Below are 16710 nucleotides of genomic sequence, written 5' to 3'. Positions count from 1 at the left end.
CTGAGGGCCGGGAGCTGAGCGCTCAGAGCCTGTCGGGTGGTCTTCGATCGAAAGAGCGGACGCGGTCCGGTGCGTGCGGTTCCCAGGCGCCGAGAGGTCCTCGTAGCGGAGCTGCCAGGGCATTTCGGCAACACCGGAAGCGTGCGTGCCAGGGCGTGTCCGCCCGGTCAGAGGTCACCCGACAGGCTCTCAGGCGCGCCGGTAGACGGGCGGGCGCTTCTCGGCGAAGGCCCGCGCGCCCTCCTTGGCGTCCTCGGTGGCGAACACGGGCCAACCGCGCTTGAGTTCGGCGGCCAGGGCCTCGCTCTCGGTCAGCTCGGCGCCCTCGTAGACCGACGCCTTGACGGCCTCGACGGCGAGCGGCCCGCAGGCGTTGACCCGCTCGGCGACGGCCAGGGCCTCCTCCAGGGCGGTCCCGTCGGGGACGACCCTGCCGATGAGTCCGATGGCGGCGGCCTCCTCGGCGGTGTACGGGCGGCCGGTGAGGAGCATTTCGAGGGCGTGGGTGCGGGGGACCTGGCGGGGCAGCCGGACGGTGGAGCCGCCGATCGGGAAGAGGCCCCGGCGGACCTCGAAGAGCCCGAAGGTGGCTCCCGCTCCGGCGATGCGGATGTCCGTTCCCTGGAGGATCTCGGTGCCGCCCGCGACACAAGGGCCCTCCACGGCGGCGATCACGGGTTTGCGCGGGCGGTGGTGGCGCAGCATCGCCTTCCAGTGGAGGTCCGGGTCGGCCGTCATCCGATCCCGGTACTCCTCTCCCTCCATTCCGCCGGACGCCAGGGCCTTGAGGTCCATGCCGGCGCAGAACGCGCCGCCCGCACCCGTCAGGACGACGGAGCGGACCGTGTCGTCGGCGTCGGCCTCGAGCCAGCCGTCGTACAGGCCGACGAGCATCGGCAGCGAGAGCGCGTTCCTGGCCTGTGGTCTGTTCAAGGTGAGCACCAGCGTGGCGCCTTCGCGCCGCACGGTGAGGTGTTCCGTACCGCCCATGACCGACTCCTGTTCTCCAGACCTGGAACAGGTTGCAGGAGGAGGGGACGCAGTTCAATAGATTTCTGACAGCTCGTCAGATTGTTTCGACGCCACCTCTTCCCACTTGTGCCGCCCGGCGCTCTAATGACGGCCGAGTCGCCAGTCATCCGGGGTCAGGAGGAACGGTGGAGTACAACCTTGCCGACCTGTTCGAATCGGTCGTCGACGCGGTGCCCGACCGCCAGGCGCTCCTGTACGTCGACCATCCCGGTACGGGCGCGGAGCGGCGGCTCACCTACGCGGAGCTGGACGCCGCCGCCAACCGGATCGCCCACCACCTGATCGACGCGGGGATCCGGCCGGGCGAGCATCTGGGGCTGCACCTCTACAACGGGGTCGAGTACCTCCAGACGGTCCTGGGCGCACTCAAGGCCCGGATCGTGCCGGTGAACGTCAACTACCGCTATGTCGAAGCAGAGTTGGTCTATCTCTACCGGGACGCGGACCTGGCGGCGCTGGTCTTCGACGGCGAGTTCGACGAGCGGGTCGCGGCGGCCGCCCCGCAGGCCCCGGGCCTGCGCCATCTGGTCCGGGTGGGGTCTGCCGACGCTCCCCCGGCCGTCCGGGTCGTGTCCTTCACCGAGGCGGAGGAGTCGGGCGACGCCGGGCGCGGTTTCGCACCCCGTTCGGCCGACGACCAGTTCATCATCTACACCGGCGGAACGACCGGCATGCCGAAGGGTGTGATGTGGCGTCAGGAGGACCTGTTCTTCTCGGGCCTGGGCGGTGGAGCGCCGACCGGCGAGCCGGTGAGAACCCCGCAGGAACTGGCGGAGCGGGTCGCCGCGGGCGGTGACGGGATCACCTTCTTCCCCACCCCTCCGCTGATGCACGGCACCTCGACGCTGACCGCGTTCATCGGCTTCAACTTCGGCCAACGCGTTGTCTTACATCGCAAGTTCGTGCCTGAAGAGGTGCTGCGGACGATCGAGAAGGAGAAGGTCACCAGCGTGTCACTGGTCGGCGACGCGATGCTGCGCCCGCTGATCGACTGCCTGAAGGGGCCGCTGCGCGGGACGGACTGCTCGTCGCTGTTCTCCGTCTCCAGCTCTGGGGCGATCATGTCGGACTCGGTGCGGGCGGAGTTCCAGGCCCTGGTGCCGACGGTGATGCTGCTGAACAACTTCGGCTCCTCCGAGTCCGGCTTCAACGGTACGGCCACCGCCGACTCAGGACCGGAGAAGGGCTTCAGGGTGCAGGTCAACGCCCGTACGGCGGTGGTCGATCCGGTGACGTACGAGCCGGTGGGCCCGGGCGAGCCGGGCCGCATCGCCCAGCGCGGACATGTTCCGCTCGGCTACTACAACGACCCGGCCAAGACCGCCGACACCTTCTTCCGCAGGGGCGAGGAGCGGTGGGTGCTGCTGGGCGACATGGCGACCGTGGACGCTGAGGGCATCGTCACCGTGCTCGGCCGGGGCTCCCAGTGCATCAACACCGGCGGCGAGAAGGTGTATCCGGAGGAGGTCGAGCAGGCGCTCAAGTCCCATCCGGACGTGTACGACGCGCTCGTCGCGGGCGTCCCCGACGAGCGCTGGGGCAACCGGGTCGCCGCCGTGGTCCAACTGCGCGAGGGCTCGGCGACCTTGACCCTGGAGGCGGTGCAGGCGCACTGCCGGACGCGGCTCGCCGGCTACAAGATCCCGCGCGCGCTGGTGCTCGCCGACCGAATCCAGCGCTCGCCGAGCGGCAAGGCGGACTACCGGTGGGCGAAGGCGGTGGCGGCGAGGGCCGACCGGAGCTGAGCGACCTCGGCCCCACCTGCCCCGGTCGCTGATCGTCAACGCCCCGTCGCCGATCGTCAAGGACTGAAAGGGAAGCGAACCGCAGACTGGTGGGCGTCGGGACGTGCGGCGCCACGGGGGTGCGCCGGGCGCCCGACGAGGGCCGCGTCGTGGCGTACTCGTACAGCGAAAGGGTCTCCCGCTACGAGAGGGACCACGAGGTGGTGGTGCGCGACGTCAGGAAGGGAAGGGACCTCCACCGCGTCCCCGTCGCCACGAACCACCGTCCCCTGCATCTGGCCGTCTCCCCGAACGGCCGCCATCTGTCCCTGGTGTCGATGAAGTTCGGGGTGAACAGTTCGATGTCCCACATCCACGAGGTCTGGGACATCGGGAAGCGCGAGAAGATACGGCAGTTCAACGACCGCACCGCGGAAGCCGTGTTCACCCACGACAGCGAACGGCTGGTGACCGCCTCCGGGATGGAGGTCACCCTGGACGGCGGGGCGGTGCGCAAGACCCGGCTCGCCCGGGACCCCGGCGGCCGGCCGGCCTTCTCCCGCGACGGGCGGTTCCTGGCGGTGCTCAAGACGTCCGGCTGGCTGGAGCTGTGGGACGGCGCGGTGCGCGAGCGGAAGGGGGTGCTGCCGAGCGAACTGGTGCCGGGGGCGACCCGGTTCGGGCAGCCGCTCGGAGACATGGCCTTCTCCGACGACGGCGGCCTGCTCGCCGTCGTGGTGCGGGGCGAGGCCGTCCAACTCTGGGACACGAACACGAGGACGCCCCTCGGGAAGCCTCTGCCCATCACGGGACGCAGGGTGGACTCCCTCACGTTCGACGGCACGGTCCTGCGTACCGTGACGGGCCCCGCGGCCCATGAACTGGACCTCTCGCCGGACCGGCTGGCGGAGCAGGTGTGCCGGCGCGCCGGGCGCGACATCACTCCGGATGAGTGGCGTACGTACGTTCCCGACGCGCCGTACCGGAGCCTGTGCTGAGAGACCGGGGCGACGGGCCCGGCCCGGCCGCTCAGCGCGAAGGCTCCTTGTTCTCCCGGAGCTTGGCGTACCGGTAGTCACTGGGCGACATCCCGTGGGCGGCGCGGAACACCCGGCTGAAGTGGGCCGGTGCTCCGAAGCCGCACCGCGCGGCGATCGCGTGGACCGGCGTGTCGGCGAGGCCGGGGTCGACGAGGTCCCGGCAGGCCCGCTCCAGCCGGCGGTCGCGGATGAGGGCGGCCACCGTGGTGCCCTCCTGCTGGAACAGCCGGTGCAGCTGCCGGGTGGAGATGTGGTGCGCGGCGGCGACGGCTGCGGGCGTGAGCCGCGGATCGTGGAGGTTGCCGCCGATGAAGGAGCGGATGGCCCGGACGAGGTTGCGGCTACGGGCCTCCGGTGGAAGGGCCGCCTCCTGGTCGAGCCCACCGGCGAGCAGTCCGGCACTCAGGTCGAGCAGGACCCGGTGCAGCCGGGGCCCGTCGGCCGGACCGTAGGCCTCCGTCTGGTCCACCAGGTGCCGGAGGAACTGGGAGAGCAGCGCACCGAACCCGTGACGGCCGGAGATCCGTCGTCCCAGCACGCCGTCCAGGGACGTGCTCGGCGGCAGGGGCAGCAGCGAGCGGTGGAAGTCGAGGCCGATGCCCACGATGGGCTCGTCGACGGTCCCCGCCTCGCAGGGCTTCGACGTGTCGACGAAGTAGAGGTCGTGCGCCGTGACGGTCTCGCGCACCCCGCAGTGCTCGACCCGCACGGGCCCGCTGCCGGGCCCGACCAGGGTCATATGGATGGTTCCCGGGTCGGACCGGCGGATCAGCCGAGGAGTGCGCCGGTAGTGGGACGCCTGGGCGCGGGTGGGCCACAGCGCGGTGTCCTCGATGCGCAGGAGCCGGCAGTCGGCCCGGAAGTCGTCGGCGTGGGGGCTGCTGATCTCCATGGGCGCGATGACGTCGGCCATGCACGCCCGCCAGCGTGCGAAGCGGTCACTCAGCGGCATCGTGTCGGTCCGGATTCCTCCTTCGGTCAGCACGTGCCGCCGCCTTCCCCGCAGGCGAGGCCGAACTCACGGATCGCCGCGAGGAATTCCTCCGGCCGGTCCGTGTGGATCAGATGCCCTGCGTCGATGGTGACCAGTTCGGCGTCCGCCATGGCCCCGGCCATCCGGGCGAGTTGGCCCTGGTCGATATGGCTGGTGGGGCCGCCACCGATGACGAGGGTGGGTGCGGTGATCTCCGGGAACCGCGCGGGGACGTCCGGGTCGGGGGCGTTGAGCTGGACGTCGATGTCGGGGACGACGGGCCAGTCGAAGTCGAGGGTGCCCTCCGGGCGGACGGCGCGCGGCCGGGGCGGGTCGAGCGGGAGAAGGGGCGGCGCGTCCTCTATGACCAGCCGCCCGATCAGGCCCGGTTCCCGCTGGGCCAGGAGGTAGGCGGCGACCCCGCCCATGGAGTGTCCGACGACGGTCGCGCCGGCCAGGTTGCGGGCCTCCAGGAAGGCGTGCAGGTCGTCGCGGAACAGCTCGAAGGAGTAGCGGCCGGGCCAGTCGCTCAGCCCGTGGCCCCGGAAGTCGGGGGCGTACACCCGGTGGTCGGCGGCCAGGTCCTCCGCGATCCGGGTCCACGTCTCGCCGGTGCCGGCCCGGCCGTGCAGGAGGACGACGGGCGGGGACGCCTCGTCGCCCCACGCCCGGTACGCCAGCCGGACCCCGCCCGCCTGCACGGTGAGGACCTCCGGGTCGAGGAAGGCCGCCACCGTCCGGGCGAAGGCGCCGGGGTCGTCGAGCCACGGGAAGTGGCCCGCGCCGCGCTGGACGACGAACTCGGCGCCCGGGAAGAGCGCGGCGAGCTCGGTGGCCCGGTCCGGGCTCGGGTGGCCGTCCAGCTCCCCGGCGAGGACGAGCACCGGCACGGCCAGTTCGCGCAGGGCGGCGGCCGTGGCGGCGGGGTCGAACGCGCCGTCCCCGGCGTAGTGGCCGCGTGCCTCCGCGTTGGTCTGCGCGGCGGAGGCTTCGGCGTGGGCGCGGGCCGTCTCGTCCCAGCGGCCGTAGGTGAAGGGCTGGACGGCGGGCCACAGCTCGGCGAACGGCCCGCCGGCGAGCAGCGCCTCCTGGGCGGCCCGGGCCTCGGGGTACCAGGGCTCGTCGCGCCGCAGCTCGGCGGCCTCGCGCAGGTCCTGGTCGGTCACCTCGATGCCCACGGCCCGGGTGCTGGGCGTGACGAGTGTCAGGGTGCGCAGCCGGGCCGGGTGGCGGGCGGCGTACAGCAGGGCGAGGTCCGCGCCCGCGGAGTGCGTCAGCACGTCGATCCGTTCGAGGCCCAGGTGTTCGCGCAGTGCCTCCACGTCGGCGACGAGGCGGTCGCAGCGGTACGTCGAGGGGTCCTCGGGCACACCGGAGTCGCCGGTGCCGCGCAGATCCAGCAGGACGAGCTGCCGCCGGTCGGCGAGGCCTCCGAGGTCCCCGAGATAGGCGCTCGCCCGCATCGGCCCGCCGGGCAGACAGATCAGCGGATCCCCCTCCCCCACCAGGTGACAGGCGAGCGGCGTCTTGTCGTACGCGGAGAAGATCGGCATACGCTCCATCCAAACAGGAACCCGTGAGCGCGCGCACCGGACTTCGCGGGGAGCTGATCCGGAGCGATGCGTGCGCCCCTCTTGCCAGCGCCCCCGGCCTCCTGAATTACTGCTCCCAGGAAGATCGACCGAATGATCGGTCGCCCACTTCGGGAGAGGAAGGGTCCTGATGACGGCCATGCTGGACGCGGCGGAACGGCTAGGCCGGGCCGAACTGGAGGCCCTGCAGCTGGAGCGGCTCCGGGCCACACTGCAGCACGCGTACGACAACGTCCCCTTCTACCGGGCGGCTTTCGACCGCGCGGGGCCGCGGCCCGACGACTGCCGGACACTCGCCGATCTGGCCCGGTTCCCGTTCACCGCGAAGACGGATCTGCGGGACAACTACCCCTTCGGGATGTTCGCCGTACCGGAGCACGAGGTGCGCAGGATCCACGCCTCCAGCGGCACGACCGGGCGTCCGACGGTCGTCGGGTACACCGAACGGGACCTGGACACCTGGGCGGACGTGGTGGCCCGTTCGATACGGGCGGCGGGCGGGCGTCCCGGCCACAAGGTCCATGTGGCGTACGGATACGGGCTGTTCACCGGCGGGCTTGGGGCGCACTACGGGGCGGAGCGGCTCGGCTGCACGGTGATCCCGGCCTCCGGGGGCATGACCGGGCGCCAGGTCCAGCTGATCCAGGACTTCCGGCCCGAGATCATCATGATCACGCCGTCGTACATGCTGACGCTGCTGGACGAGTTCGAGCGGCAGGGCGTCGATCCGCGGTCGACGTCGCTGAAGGTCGGGATCTTCGGCGCGGAGCCGTGGACCGAGGCGATGCGCCGGGAGATCGAGGACCGGTTCGCCATCGACGCGGTCGACATATACGGGCTCTCGGAGGTGATGGGCCCGGGGGTCGCGCAGGAGTGTGTGGAGACGAAGGACGGGCTGCACATCTGGGAGGACCACTTCTATCCGGAGGTGGTGGACCCGTTCACCGGTGAGGTACTGCCGGACGGTGAGGAGGGGGAGCTGGTCTTCACCTCACTGACCAAGGAGGCGATGCCGGTGATCCGCTACCGCACCCGGGACCTGACGCGGCTGCTGCCGGGGACTGCGCGGACGTTCCGCCGGATGGAGAAGGTCACCGGCCGCAGCGACGACATGGTGATCCTGCGCGGGGTCAATCTCTTCCCCACCCAGATCGAGGAGATCGTGCTGCGCACTCCCGCCGTCGCCCCGCACTTCCAGCTGCGGCTGACCCGGCAGGGGCGGCTCGACGCGCTCACCGTCCGGGCGGAAGCGCGGGCGGACGCCACGGCGGCCGACCGGGAGAAGGCCGCGCTGGCCATCGCGGCGGCGGTGAAGGACGGCGTCGGGGTGTCGGTGGGGGTCGAGATCGTGGACCCGGAATCGCTGGAACGCTCGGTGGGCAAGATCCGGCGGATCGTGGATCTGCGGGAGTCCGGCACCGGGTGAACAGCGTCGGTGACGGGCGTGTTCACACCACCGCAACACCCGCTCCCACTACACGGACAACTGCTCGACAATCTCGACGGAGAGGGCCGGGGACTGCGACTCTCCCGCTGCGCAGCTCACCAACCGGTCCCAGGTCACCGCCCTTTGCCCCACCGCCGCCCTCACGGGATGCGCCCCGCGAGCGGAGGAGCAGGTGCCGCTCGGCGTGGCCCCGCACGGCTGGGTCATGCCCGCGACGGGCGACGGTGCGGGGCTCCGCCTCCCGGGTTCCGTCATCGACGTCCACCGGGCCGCCGCGTTGCTCCCGCTGACACCGGGCGGCCTGCTCATCGCCGTCGTCGGTGCGCTCCTGCCCGCCGGGGGGGCGCCGGGGCCCGGACGGCCACGGCGCTGCGCACCGAGTAGGAGACCGGGTCAGGCCAGCTCGTCCCGCAACTGCCGCTTGAGGATCTTCCCGCTGGCGTTGCGCGGCAGTGAGTCCACGAACACCACGCGCTTGGGCGCCTTGAAGCCGGTGAGCTTCTCACGGGCGTGGGCGATGAGTTCGGTGTCGCTCGCCTCGCCGCGCAGGACGACCACGGCGGTGACGGCCTCGATCCAGCGGTCGTCCGGCAGGCCGATGACGGCGGTCTCCGCGACGGCCGGATGGGTGTAGAGGGCGTCCTCGACCTGGCGGGAGGCGACGAGGACGCCGCCGGAGTTGATGACGTCCTTGACCCGGTCGACGACGGTGAGGAAGCCCTCGGCGTCACGGACCGCGAGGTCGCCGGAGTGGAACCAGCCGTCGCGGAAGGCTGCCGCCGTCTCCTCGGGCTTGTCCCAGTATCCGGAGCAGAGTTGGGGTGATCGGTAGACGACCTCGCCAGGGGTGCCGTCGGGGGTGTCCTCGCCCTTGTCGTCGACGACGCGGGCCTCCACGAAGAGGACCGGCCGGCCGCAGGACTCCATGCGGCCCTCGTGCTCGTCGGGGCCCAGCACGGTGGCCAGGGGCCCGATCTCGCTCTGGCCGAAGCAGTTGAAGAAGGCCAGGTGCGGGAGACGTTCACGCAGCCGTTCCAGGACGGGTACGGGCATGATCGAGGCCCCGTAGAACGCCTTGCGCAGGCCGCCGAGGTCTCGGGTGGCGAACTCCGGGTGGTTGGCGAGGCCGATCCAGACGGTGGGCGGGGCGAACAGGCTGTCGGCCAGACCCGCTTCGACGAGGTCGAAGACCGACGCGGCATCCGGCGCGTCCAGGATGGTGTTCTCCGCTCCCACCGCGAGATAGGGCAGCAGGAACACATGCATCTGGGCCGAGTGGTAGAGCGGCAGGGAGTGCACGGGCCGGTCGGCGGCGTCGAGGCCGAGCGCGGTGATCGCGCTGACGTACTCGTGGACCAGGGCTCCGTGCGTCATCATCGCGCCCTTGGGCAGGGCGGTGGTGCCGGAGGTGTAGAGCAGTTGCACCAGGTCGTCGGAGGCGGGAGGGCGCTCCGGGGTGAACGGCCGTTCAGTGGTCAGGGCGTCGAGCAGTGAGCCGGGAGCGTCGCGCAGGGCCCGCACCGGGAGTCCGGCGGGGAGCCGCGCGGCGAGGTCCGGGTCGGTCAGGACGAGGGAGGAGCCGGACTGGTCGAGGAGGTAGGTCAGGTCCTCGCCGGTGAGGTTCTGATTGACCGGTACGTGGACGAGCCCGGCGCGGGCGCAGGCGAGGAAGCCGATGAGATAGGCGTCGGAGTTGTGCGCGTAGGCGGCCACCCGGTCGCCGGGGGCGAGGCCGTGTTCCTGGGTGAGGACGGCGGCGGCCGTGGAGACGGCGGCGTCGAGGGAGCGGTAGGTCCAGGCCCGGCCGGCGTACCGTACGGCGGTCCGGGCGGGGGTGCGCCGGGCGCTGCGGGTGAGGACGCCGTCGACTGTGCTGCTGCGTACACCTGTCATGGCGTGATCCTGTGCGGCCCGGGCCCCGGGGTCAAGGGGCTGGATACCGACCCGGTCGCTGCACCGGGCCCAGCGCATGCCGTGGGTGAACACGATCGCGGCCAGCTGCTGATCGGCGTTGGTCAGCCACGCGCTGTCGTTGGAGTTCTCCACGTAGCCTGCGCGCCCTCACCAGGCTCGGCCGTGGCTTCCGCACACCGGAGCCACGGGCGCCGGACGCGACGTGACGAGGAAGAGCTGGCGGACGGTCTGGGCGGCTATCGCTGAGCGCGCCGGCCCGGTGCCGGGGCCGGCTACAGGAGCGGCGGGCCCTCCCGGCCCTGGTCGCCGCTACAGCGGGCGCTCGAAGCCCTCCCAGTACGGTTCGCGCAGCCGCCGTTTGTAGAGCTTGCCGTTGGGGTCGCGGGGCATGGCGGTGATGAAGTCGAGGCTCCGGGGCCGTTTGTACCCGGCGAGCCGCCCCTCGCAGTGGGCGAGGATCGCGGCGGCGAGCGCGTCCGACGGCTCGTGGCCCTCGGCCGGTTCGACGACGGCCTTGACCTCCTCGCCCCGGTCGGCGTGCGGGATGCCGAAGGCGGCGGCGTCCGCGACGGCGGGGTGGGTGAGCAGGGCCGCCTCGATCTCCGCGGGGTAGATGTTGACGCCGCCCGCGATGATCATGTCGATCTTGCGGTCGCGGAGGAAGAGGTAGCCGTCCGCGTCCAGTACCCCGAGGTCGCCGACGGTGAAGAAGTCACCGATGCGGTTCGTGCGGGTCTTGGTCTCGTCCTTGTGGTAGCTGAAGCCGCCGGTGCTCATCTTCATGTAGACGGTGCCCAGTTCGCCCGCCGGGAGCCGGTTGCCTTCGTCGTCGAAGACGGCCAGCTCGCTGATCGGCCAGGCCTTGCCGACGGTGCCGGGCTTCTTCAGCCAGTCCTCGGCGGTGGCGAACGCTCCGCCTCCCTCGCTGGCCGCGTAGTACTCCTCGACACAGCTCCCCCACCAGTCGATCATGGCACGCTTGACGTGGTCGGGGCAGGGGGCGGCCCCGTGGACGGCGTGCCGCATGGAGGAGACGTCGTAGCGCTCCTTCACCTCGTCGGGCAGCGCGAGCAGGCGGTGGAACTGGGTCGGGACCATGTGGGTGTGGGTGCACCGGTGGGCGTCGATGGCGCGCAGCATCTCCTCCGGGTCCCAGCCGTCCATCAGGACCAGCGGGTGGCCGATGTGGAGTGCGGCGCCCGCGAACTGGAGTACGGCGGTGTGGTAGAGCGGTGAGCAGACCAGGTGGACGTTGTCGTCGAACGGCCGGATGCCGAAGATGCCGAGGAACCCGCCGAGATAGGTCTCCTCGGGCCGTTTGCCGGGCAGCGGGCGCCGGATGCCGCGCGGGCGGCCGGTGGTGCCCGAGGTGTAGTTCATGACCCAGCCGAGGGTCCGGTCGTCGGGCGGGGTTGCGGGGTGGCCGTCGAGGAGTTCGGCGTACGGGCGGCTGCCGGGGACGTCTCCGACCCCGTAGCGGTGGGTGCCGGGCAGTTCCGCCTCGTCGGCGGCGGCCGTGGCTGTGGCCGCGAAGCGTTCCTGGGAGATCAGGACACGGGCGCCCGAGTCGGCGACGATCCAGGCGATCTCGGGGCCGACGAGGTGGTGGTTGACCGGGACGAGGTAGAGGCCCGCCTGCAAGGCTGCGAGGTAGGCGGTGAGGAGTTCGACGCCGTTGGGCAGCACGACGGCGAACGCGTCGCCCTCGCGCAGCCCCGCCGCGCGCAGTCCGTGGACCATGCGGTTGACGTCGGCGTGCAGCCGGCCCGCGCTCCACTCCTCGCCGTCGGGGGCGATCAGGACGGTGCGGTGGGGGTCGGCGGCGGCCTGGGCCCAGAAGCCGTTGGGCAGCTGGCTCACGTGGCGCTCCTTCCGGCGATGCGGTTCAAGCGGGTGACGGCCCGTTCGAAGCCGCTGGTCAGGTCGTCGACGACGGCCTGGACGCTGCGTTCGCCGGTCATCCGGCCCACGATCTGCCCGACGGGTGTGCCGAGCAGCTCCCCGACCTCGTACTTCTGGATCCGGGAGACGGCCTCGGCGACCAGCAGCCCCTGGAGCGGCATCGGCAGGGCGCCGGGTCCGGCCCCGTCCTCCCAGGCGTCGGTCCACGCGGTACGGAGCTGGCGTGCGGGTTTCCCCGTGAGGGCGCGGGAGCGGACGGTGTCGCCGGAGCCGGCGGCCAGGAGCTTGGCGGTCAGGGCCGGGGAGTGCAGGTCGGCCTCCTCCGTGGTGAGCCAGAGGGAGCCGAGCCAGACGCCCTGCGCGCCGAGGGCGATCCCGGCGGCCACCTGTTCGCCGCTGCCGATGCCTCCGGCGGCGAGCACGGGCAGCGGGGCGACGGCCTCGACGACTTCGGGGACCAGCACCATGGAGCCGATCTCCCCGGTGTGGCCGCCCGCCTCGTACCCCTGGGCGACGACGACGTCGATGCCCGCCTCCGCGTGCCGCCGGGCGTGCCGGGCGCTCCCGGCCAGGGCGGCGACGAGGACCCCGTGCTCGTGGGCCCGCTCGATGACGTCGGCGGGCGGTGAGCCGAGGGCGTTGGCCAGCAGCTTGATCGGGTAGTCGAAGGCCACGTCGAGCTGGCCCCGGGCGACCTCCTCCATCCAGCCGGTGATGCGCCAGCCGGACGCCTCTCCCTCGGCGAGTTCGGGCACGCCGTATCGGGCCAGGAGGTCCTGCACGAATCCGCGGTGTTCGGCCGGGATCATCGCCTCGACGTCCGCTTCGGTGACACCTTCGACCTTCTTGGCCGGCATGACGACGTCAAGGCCGTAGGGCTTGCCGTCGGCGTGTTCGTGCAGGCGGTCCAGGTCACGCGCGAGGTCCTCGGGCGCGGTGTAGCGGACCGCCCCGAGCACGCCGAAGCCGCCGGCTCTGGTGATGGCCGCGGCGACCTCGGGGAACGGCGTGAAGCCGAATATGGCGTGCTCGATTCCCAGTTGCCGGCTCAGTTCCGTCTCCATGGGCGGCAGGATGCCGCAGCGGGGCAGCCGAGGGAAGAGCTTTTCTGATGCTGTGTCAGATTCTTTGCGGGCCGGGACGCGCACGGGAGCGCGGGGGTGACAGTAACCTCTGCGGCGGCAGGAACCTTCACTGCTCGGCGAGATTTCGGAAGTTACTTTCGTGCGGGCGCCGGAACCCGGGTACGGCCCGGTGACCGGGCGTCGGGCGCGGGAAGGAGTTACGAATGACCGGGGACACGCAGGGGAACAGGCGGACGGCGGACGGCCGGGACGGCCGGAACGGCCGGGACGGCCAGGACGGCCAGGACGGCCAGGACGGTCCGGGCGGCCAGGACGGCCAGGACGGTCCGGGCGGCCGGCGCGCGCGAGGAGGCGGGGAGCGGACCGCGAGCCGCGACTCCGCGACCGGCACCGGCGCGGCCGGGAGCGGCATCGCCAGGCGCCGGCTGGGCAGCGGGATACTGGCGCTGGGCGGCGCGCTCGCGCTGACGCCGATTCCGCTCGCGGGCGCGGCCGCCCGGAGCGGGCGGGACGCGGGGGCGACGGACGGAGCGGCGGACACGGGAGCGGGCATGGAGTCAGGGGCACACCGGCCCACGCTGCGGCGCGGGAGCGCCGCGCGCGCCGGGCTGCTCCAAGGGCCGCTGGACCAGCTCGTCCGGGACGCCGAGGCCTATCTCGCCGACTCCCCCGAGCACCCCTGGTACGCCGGCGCGGTACTGCTCGCCGGGCGGGGCGGCACGGTGGCGCTGCACCGGCCGATCGGCAAGGCGGTGCGCTATTGCGCGTACGACGAGAAGACCGACACCGGGGTGGAGTTCCCGGCGGACCAGCAGATCGCGATGGCCGAGGACACCGTCTTCGACCTGGCCTCGATCTCCAAGCTGTTCACCTCGCTCCTGGCGGTCCAGCAGATCGAGCGCGGCGAACTGGAGCTGGATGCGGCGGTCGCCTCGTACCTCCCGGACTTCGCGGGCGGCGGCAAGCAGGACATCACGGTCCGCCAACTGCTCACCCACACCTCGGGTTTCCGGGCGTGGATCCCGCTGTACAAGGAGCCGACCCGGGAAGGGAAGCTCCGGATGCTGTGGGAGGAGGTTCCCGCGAGCACGCCGGGCAGCGCCTACCTCTACTCCGACCTCAACCTGGTCTCGCTGCAACTGATCCTGGAGAAGATCACCGGCCGGCCGCTGGACGCCCTGCTCCGCGAGGAGATCACCGCCCCGCTCGGGATGCACCGCACCCGCTACAACCCGCCCGCCTCCTGGAAGCCGAAGATCGCGGCCACCGAGGACGCCCGGCTGCCCTGGTCCGGCCTCGAACGCGGGCTGGTCTGGGGCGAGGTGCACGACGAGAACGCCTTCAGCCTGGACGGGGTGGCCGGCCACGCCGGGGTGTTCTCCTGCGCCTGGGATCTCGCGATCCTCGCCCGGACGCTCCTCAACGGCGGGGTCTACGGCCGCTCCCGGATCCTGTCCGAGGACTCGGTCGACCTCCTGTTCACCGACTTCAACACCGCGTTCCCGGGCGACGAGCACGGCCTAGGCTTCGAGCTCTACCAGCACTGGTACATGGGGGCGATGGCGACTCCGCGCAGTGCGGGGCACACCGGATTCACCGGGACCAGCCTGGTGCTCGACCCGTCGACCGACACCTTCCTCATCGTTCTGGGCAACTCGGTTCATCCCGTGCGCAGTTGGCGCTCGGGCAGCGCGCCCCGGGTGGCGGCCGCCAACCAGCTCGCGCGCGCCGTTCCGGTCCGGCCCGAGCGGGGGCGCACCGCCTGGTTCGCCGGGATGGCGAGCGCGTCCACCGCCACCCTCACCCTGCCGACGCTGCGTCCGAACTCCGCGCGGGCCCGCCTGGAGTGCGCGCTGTGGTGGGACACCGAACCGGCCGCCGACGGCCTCTTCCTGGAGGCGTCGGCGGGTGGCCGGGACTGGCAGCCGGTGCCGTTCACCACGTTCGCGCCGGCTTCAGGCCACCACGGCCCGGACCCACGGCCGCACCCGGCGGGCTCGGCGACCGGCTGGTCGGGGCGCGTCTGGCACCGGCTGGAGGCGGACCTGACGGCCTGGCGCGGCCAGGACGTCCGCCTGCGCTGGCGCTACACCACCGACCGGCTGTACGTGGGACGCGGCGCGTACGTGGACGGCCTGCGGGTCCGCGACGGCGTCCGCACGGTCTTCGACGCGGAACGGCCCCGGGACGCGGGCCGGATCGAGGCGACGGGCTGGGTTCCGTCGGCGGACTGAGCGGCGCCGGGCCGGCCCTGGTCACCGGCCCAGCGCCGCCATCGCCGCGTTGTGGCCGGGGACCCCGCTGACACCGCCGCCGCGCACGGCGCCCGCCCCGCAGAGCAGCACATTGGCGTGCGCGGTCTCCACGCCCCAGCGCCCGGTGCCCTCGTCGGCGTACGGGAAGGAGAGGTCGCGGTGGAAGATGTGGCCGCCGGGCAGCCGCAGATCGCGCTCCAGGTCGAGCGGGGTCTTCGCCTCGATGCAGGGCTCGCCTCTCTCGTCGAGGGCCAGGCAGTCGGTGACCGGCTCCGCCAGGTGCGCGTCCAGTTCGGCCAGGGTCGCCTTCAGCAGGTCCGCGCGGGCGGCGTCGTTGTCGGCGGCGAACAGCCGGGCCGGGGTGTGCAGGCCGAAGAGGGTGAGGGTCTGGTAGCCGCGCGCGGCGAGGCCGGGGCCGAGGATCGAGGGGTCGGTCAGTGAGTGGCAGTAGATCTCGGACGGCGGGGCGGCGGGCAGCCTGCCCGCCGCCGCGTCCCGGTAGGCGTCGGCGAGCTGCTCGTACCCCTCGGCGATGTGGAACGTACCCGCGAACGCCTGCCGGGGATCGACGGAACGGTCGCGGAGTCCCGGCAGCCGGGTGAGCAGCATGTTCACCTTGAGCTGGGCGCCCTCCGCGGGAGGGGGCGGGGTGTCACCGAGGAGGGCGGCGAGCGCCTGAGGGGAGGCGTTGACGAGCACCCGGCGGGCGGCGACGAGGTGTTCGCCGTCCGGGGTGCGGACCGTGACTTCGGCGGCCTCACCGTCGGTCTCGATCCGGGTCGCCTCGTGCCGTACGCGGATCTCGGCGCCCGCCGCGCGGGCGGCCCCGGCCAGCGCGTCGGTGAGCGCGCCCATGCCGCCGACGGGGACGTCCCAGTCGCCGGTGCCGCCGCCGATCACGTGGTAGAGGAAGCACCGGTTCTGGAGGAGCGAGGTGTCGTGGGCGTCGGCGAAGGTGCCGATCAGGGCGTCGGTGAGGACGACGCCGCGCACCAGGTCGTCGGTGAAGTTCTCCTCGACGGCCACTCCGAGCGGTTCCTCGAACAGCATCCGCCAGGCGTCGGCGTCGTCGATCCGCTCGCGCAGCGCGTCCCGGCCGGGCAGCGGCTCGGTGAGGGTCGGGAAGACGCGCTCGGCGACCCGCTGCGTCATGCCGTAGAACCGCTGCCAGGCCGCGTACTCGCGCTCGCCGCCGGTGAGTGCGGCGAAGGACTCCCGGGTGCGGTCGCCCGCGACGAGCAGCCCGGTGGGGCGTCCGTCGCGTACGGCGGGGGTGTAGGAGGACACGGTCCGCTTGCGTACGGCGAAGTCGAGGCCGAGGTCCCGGACGATCTTGTCCGGCAGCAGGGACACCAGATACGAGTAGCGCGAGAGCCGGGCGTCGACCCCGGCGAAGGGGCGGGTCGAGATCGCCGCTCCCCCGGTGGTGCCGAGGCGTTCCAGGACGAGGACCGACTGTCCGGCGCGCGCGAGGTAGGCGGCGGCGACCAGGCCGTTGTGTCCACCGCCGACGATCACGGCGTCGTAGCGGTCCCGGGCGGGCGCGCCGGGGCCGGAGGGCTCCCGGGCTCCGGGCTGACCTGCGGGTGTCCGGGATGCGGGTGACTGGGGTGCGGGCATGCACCTTCGTAACACGCCGCCGTCCGTCCCGGCCAGAGGCGGCGGAACCGACGTGCGGGGGCAGGCCGGGAGCGGTGGGGGCCGCGGGCGCGGCCGGAGGCGGCGGGCGGCAACATCGCACCGAGG

Annotated in this window: 11 protein-coding genes; 4 read left to right on the top strand and 7 right to left on the bottom strand. The window is 72.5% G+C overall.

Going from position 1 to position 16710, the window contains the following annotated elements; genetic code table 11:
- Positions 1–189: 189 nt before the first annotated feature.
- Positions 190–990, bottom strand: coding sequence for a crotonase/enoyl-CoA hydratase family protein (locus IG90_RS0134695; RefSeq protein ID WP_030593924.1), 801 nt, complete (start codon positions 988–990; stop codon positions 190–192).
- A gap of 167 nt (positions 991–1157) precedes the next feature.
- Here IG90_RS0134695 and IG90_RS0134690 point away from each other — a divergent pair, with 167 nt between their 5' ends.
- Positions 1158–2777: an acyl-CoA synthetase gene (locus tag IG90_RS0134690; RefSeq protein WP_030593922.1), complete on the top strand. Its 1620-nt coding sequence runs from the start codon at positions 1158–1160 to the stop codon at positions 2775–2777.
- Between the two features lie 89 nt (positions 2778–2866).
- Positions 2867–3754, top strand: coding sequence for a WD40 repeat domain-containing protein (locus IG90_RS0134685; protein ID WP_030593920.1), 888 nt, complete (start codon positions 2867–2869; stop codon positions 3752–3754).
- A gap of 31 nt (positions 3755–3785) precedes the next feature.
- Here the strand turns inward: IG90_RS0134685 and IG90_RS0134680 are convergent, their stop codons facing one another.
- Entirely contained in the window at positions 3786–4781 is a 996-nt protein-coding gene (locus tag IG90_RS0134680) for a helix-turn-helix domain-containing protein (RefSeq protein WP_030593918.1), read from the bottom strand.
- The gene (locus tag IG90_RS0134675; protein WP_030593916.1) at positions 4775–6322 is read right to left on the bottom strand and encodes an alpha/beta fold hydrolase; all 1548 of its coding nucleotides are present in this window, start codon (positions 6320–6322) and stop codon (positions 4775–4777) included. The genes IG90_RS0134680 and IG90_RS0134675 overlap by 7 nt, the downstream gene beginning before the upstream one ends.
- 169 nt (positions 6323–6491) lie before the next feature.
- Here IG90_RS0134675 and paaK point away from each other — a divergent pair, with 169 nt between their 5' ends.
- Positions 6492–7787, top strand: coding sequence for a phenylacetate--CoA ligase PaaK (gene paaK, locus IG90_RS0134670; protein ID WP_030593914.1), 1296 nt, complete (start codon positions 6492–6494; stop codon positions 7785–7787).
- A gap of 414 nt (positions 7788–8201) precedes the next feature.
- Here paaK and IG90_RS0134660 read toward each other — a convergent pair whose 3' ends face one another.
- The 3 genes from IG90_RS0134660 to IG90_RS0134650 form a co-directional block, all read right to left on the bottom strand.
- Positions 8202–9701, bottom strand: coding sequence for an acyl-CoA synthetase (locus IG90_RS0134660; RefSeq protein WP_030593909.1), 1500 nt, complete (start codon positions 9699–9701; stop codon positions 8202–8204).
- Positions 9702–10031: 330 nt separating this feature from the next.
- Positions 10032–11582, bottom strand: coding sequence for an acyl-CoA synthetase (locus tag IG90_RS0134655; RefSeq protein ID WP_030593907.1), 1551 nt, complete (start codon positions 11580–11582; stop codon positions 10032–10034).
- On the bottom strand, positions 11579–12688 hold the full coding sequence (locus IG90_RS0134650; RefSeq protein ID WP_030593904.1) for an NAD(P)H-dependent flavin oxidoreductase: 1110 nt from the start codon (positions 12686–12688) through the stop codon (positions 11579–11581). The genes IG90_RS0134655 and IG90_RS0134650 overlap by 4 nt, the downstream gene beginning before the upstream one ends.
- A gap of 224 nt (positions 12689–12912) precedes the next feature.
- Here IG90_RS0134650 and IG90_RS0134645 point away from each other — a divergent pair, with 224 nt between their 5' ends.
- Entirely contained in the window at positions 12913–14943 is a 2031-nt protein-coding gene (locus IG90_RS0134645; RefSeq protein WP_030593902.1) for a serine hydrolase domain-containing protein, read from the top strand.
- A gap of 21 nt (positions 14944–14964) precedes the next feature.
- Here the strand turns inward: IG90_RS0134645 and IG90_RS0134640 are convergent, their stop codons facing one another.
- A complete protein-coding gene (locus IG90_RS0134640; RefSeq protein WP_233436167.1) occupies positions 14965–16584 on the bottom strand; it encodes a phytoene desaturase family protein in 1620 nt (539 codons plus the stop codon).
- Positions 16585–16710: the final 126 nt, after the last annotated feature.

Origin of the sequence: Streptomyces anulatus, assembly GCF_000721175.1 — a bacterium.
In the GTDB taxonomy this organism is placed as follows: Bacteria; Actinomycetota; Actinomycetes; order Streptomycetales; family Streptomycetaceae; genus Streptomyces; species Streptomyces anulatus_C.
This window is presented reverse-complemented; position numbering and strand designations above follow the sequence as displayed.

Coding starts and splice junctions, on each gene's coding strand:
- IG90_RS0134640 (WP_233436167.1), bottom strand. CDS start 16,584: ATGCCCGCACCCCAGTCACCCGCATCCCGGACACCCGCAGGTCAGCCC.
- IG90_RS0134650 (WP_030593904.1), bottom strand. CDS start 12,688: ATGGAGACGGAACTGAGCCGGCAACTGGGAATCGAGCACGCCATATTC.
- IG90_RS0134645 (WP_030593902.1), top strand. CDS start 12,913: ATGACCGGGGACACGCAGGGGAACAGGCGGACGGCGGACGGCCGGGAC.
- IG90_RS0134695 (WP_030593924.1), bottom strand. CDS start 990: ATGGGCGGTACGGAACACCTCACCGTGCGGCGCGAAGGCGCCACGCTG.
- paaK (WP_030593914.1), top strand. CDS start 6,492: ATGACGGCCATGCTGGACGCGGCGGAACGGCTAGGCCGGGCCGAACTG.
- IG90_RS0134660 (WP_030593909.1), bottom strand. CDS start 9,701: ATGACAGGTGTACGCAGCAGCACAGTCGACGGCGTCCTCACCCGCAGC.
- IG90_RS0134675 (WP_030593916.1), bottom strand. CDS start 6,322: ATGCCGATCTTCTCCGCGTACGACAAGACGCCGCTCGCCTGTCACCTG.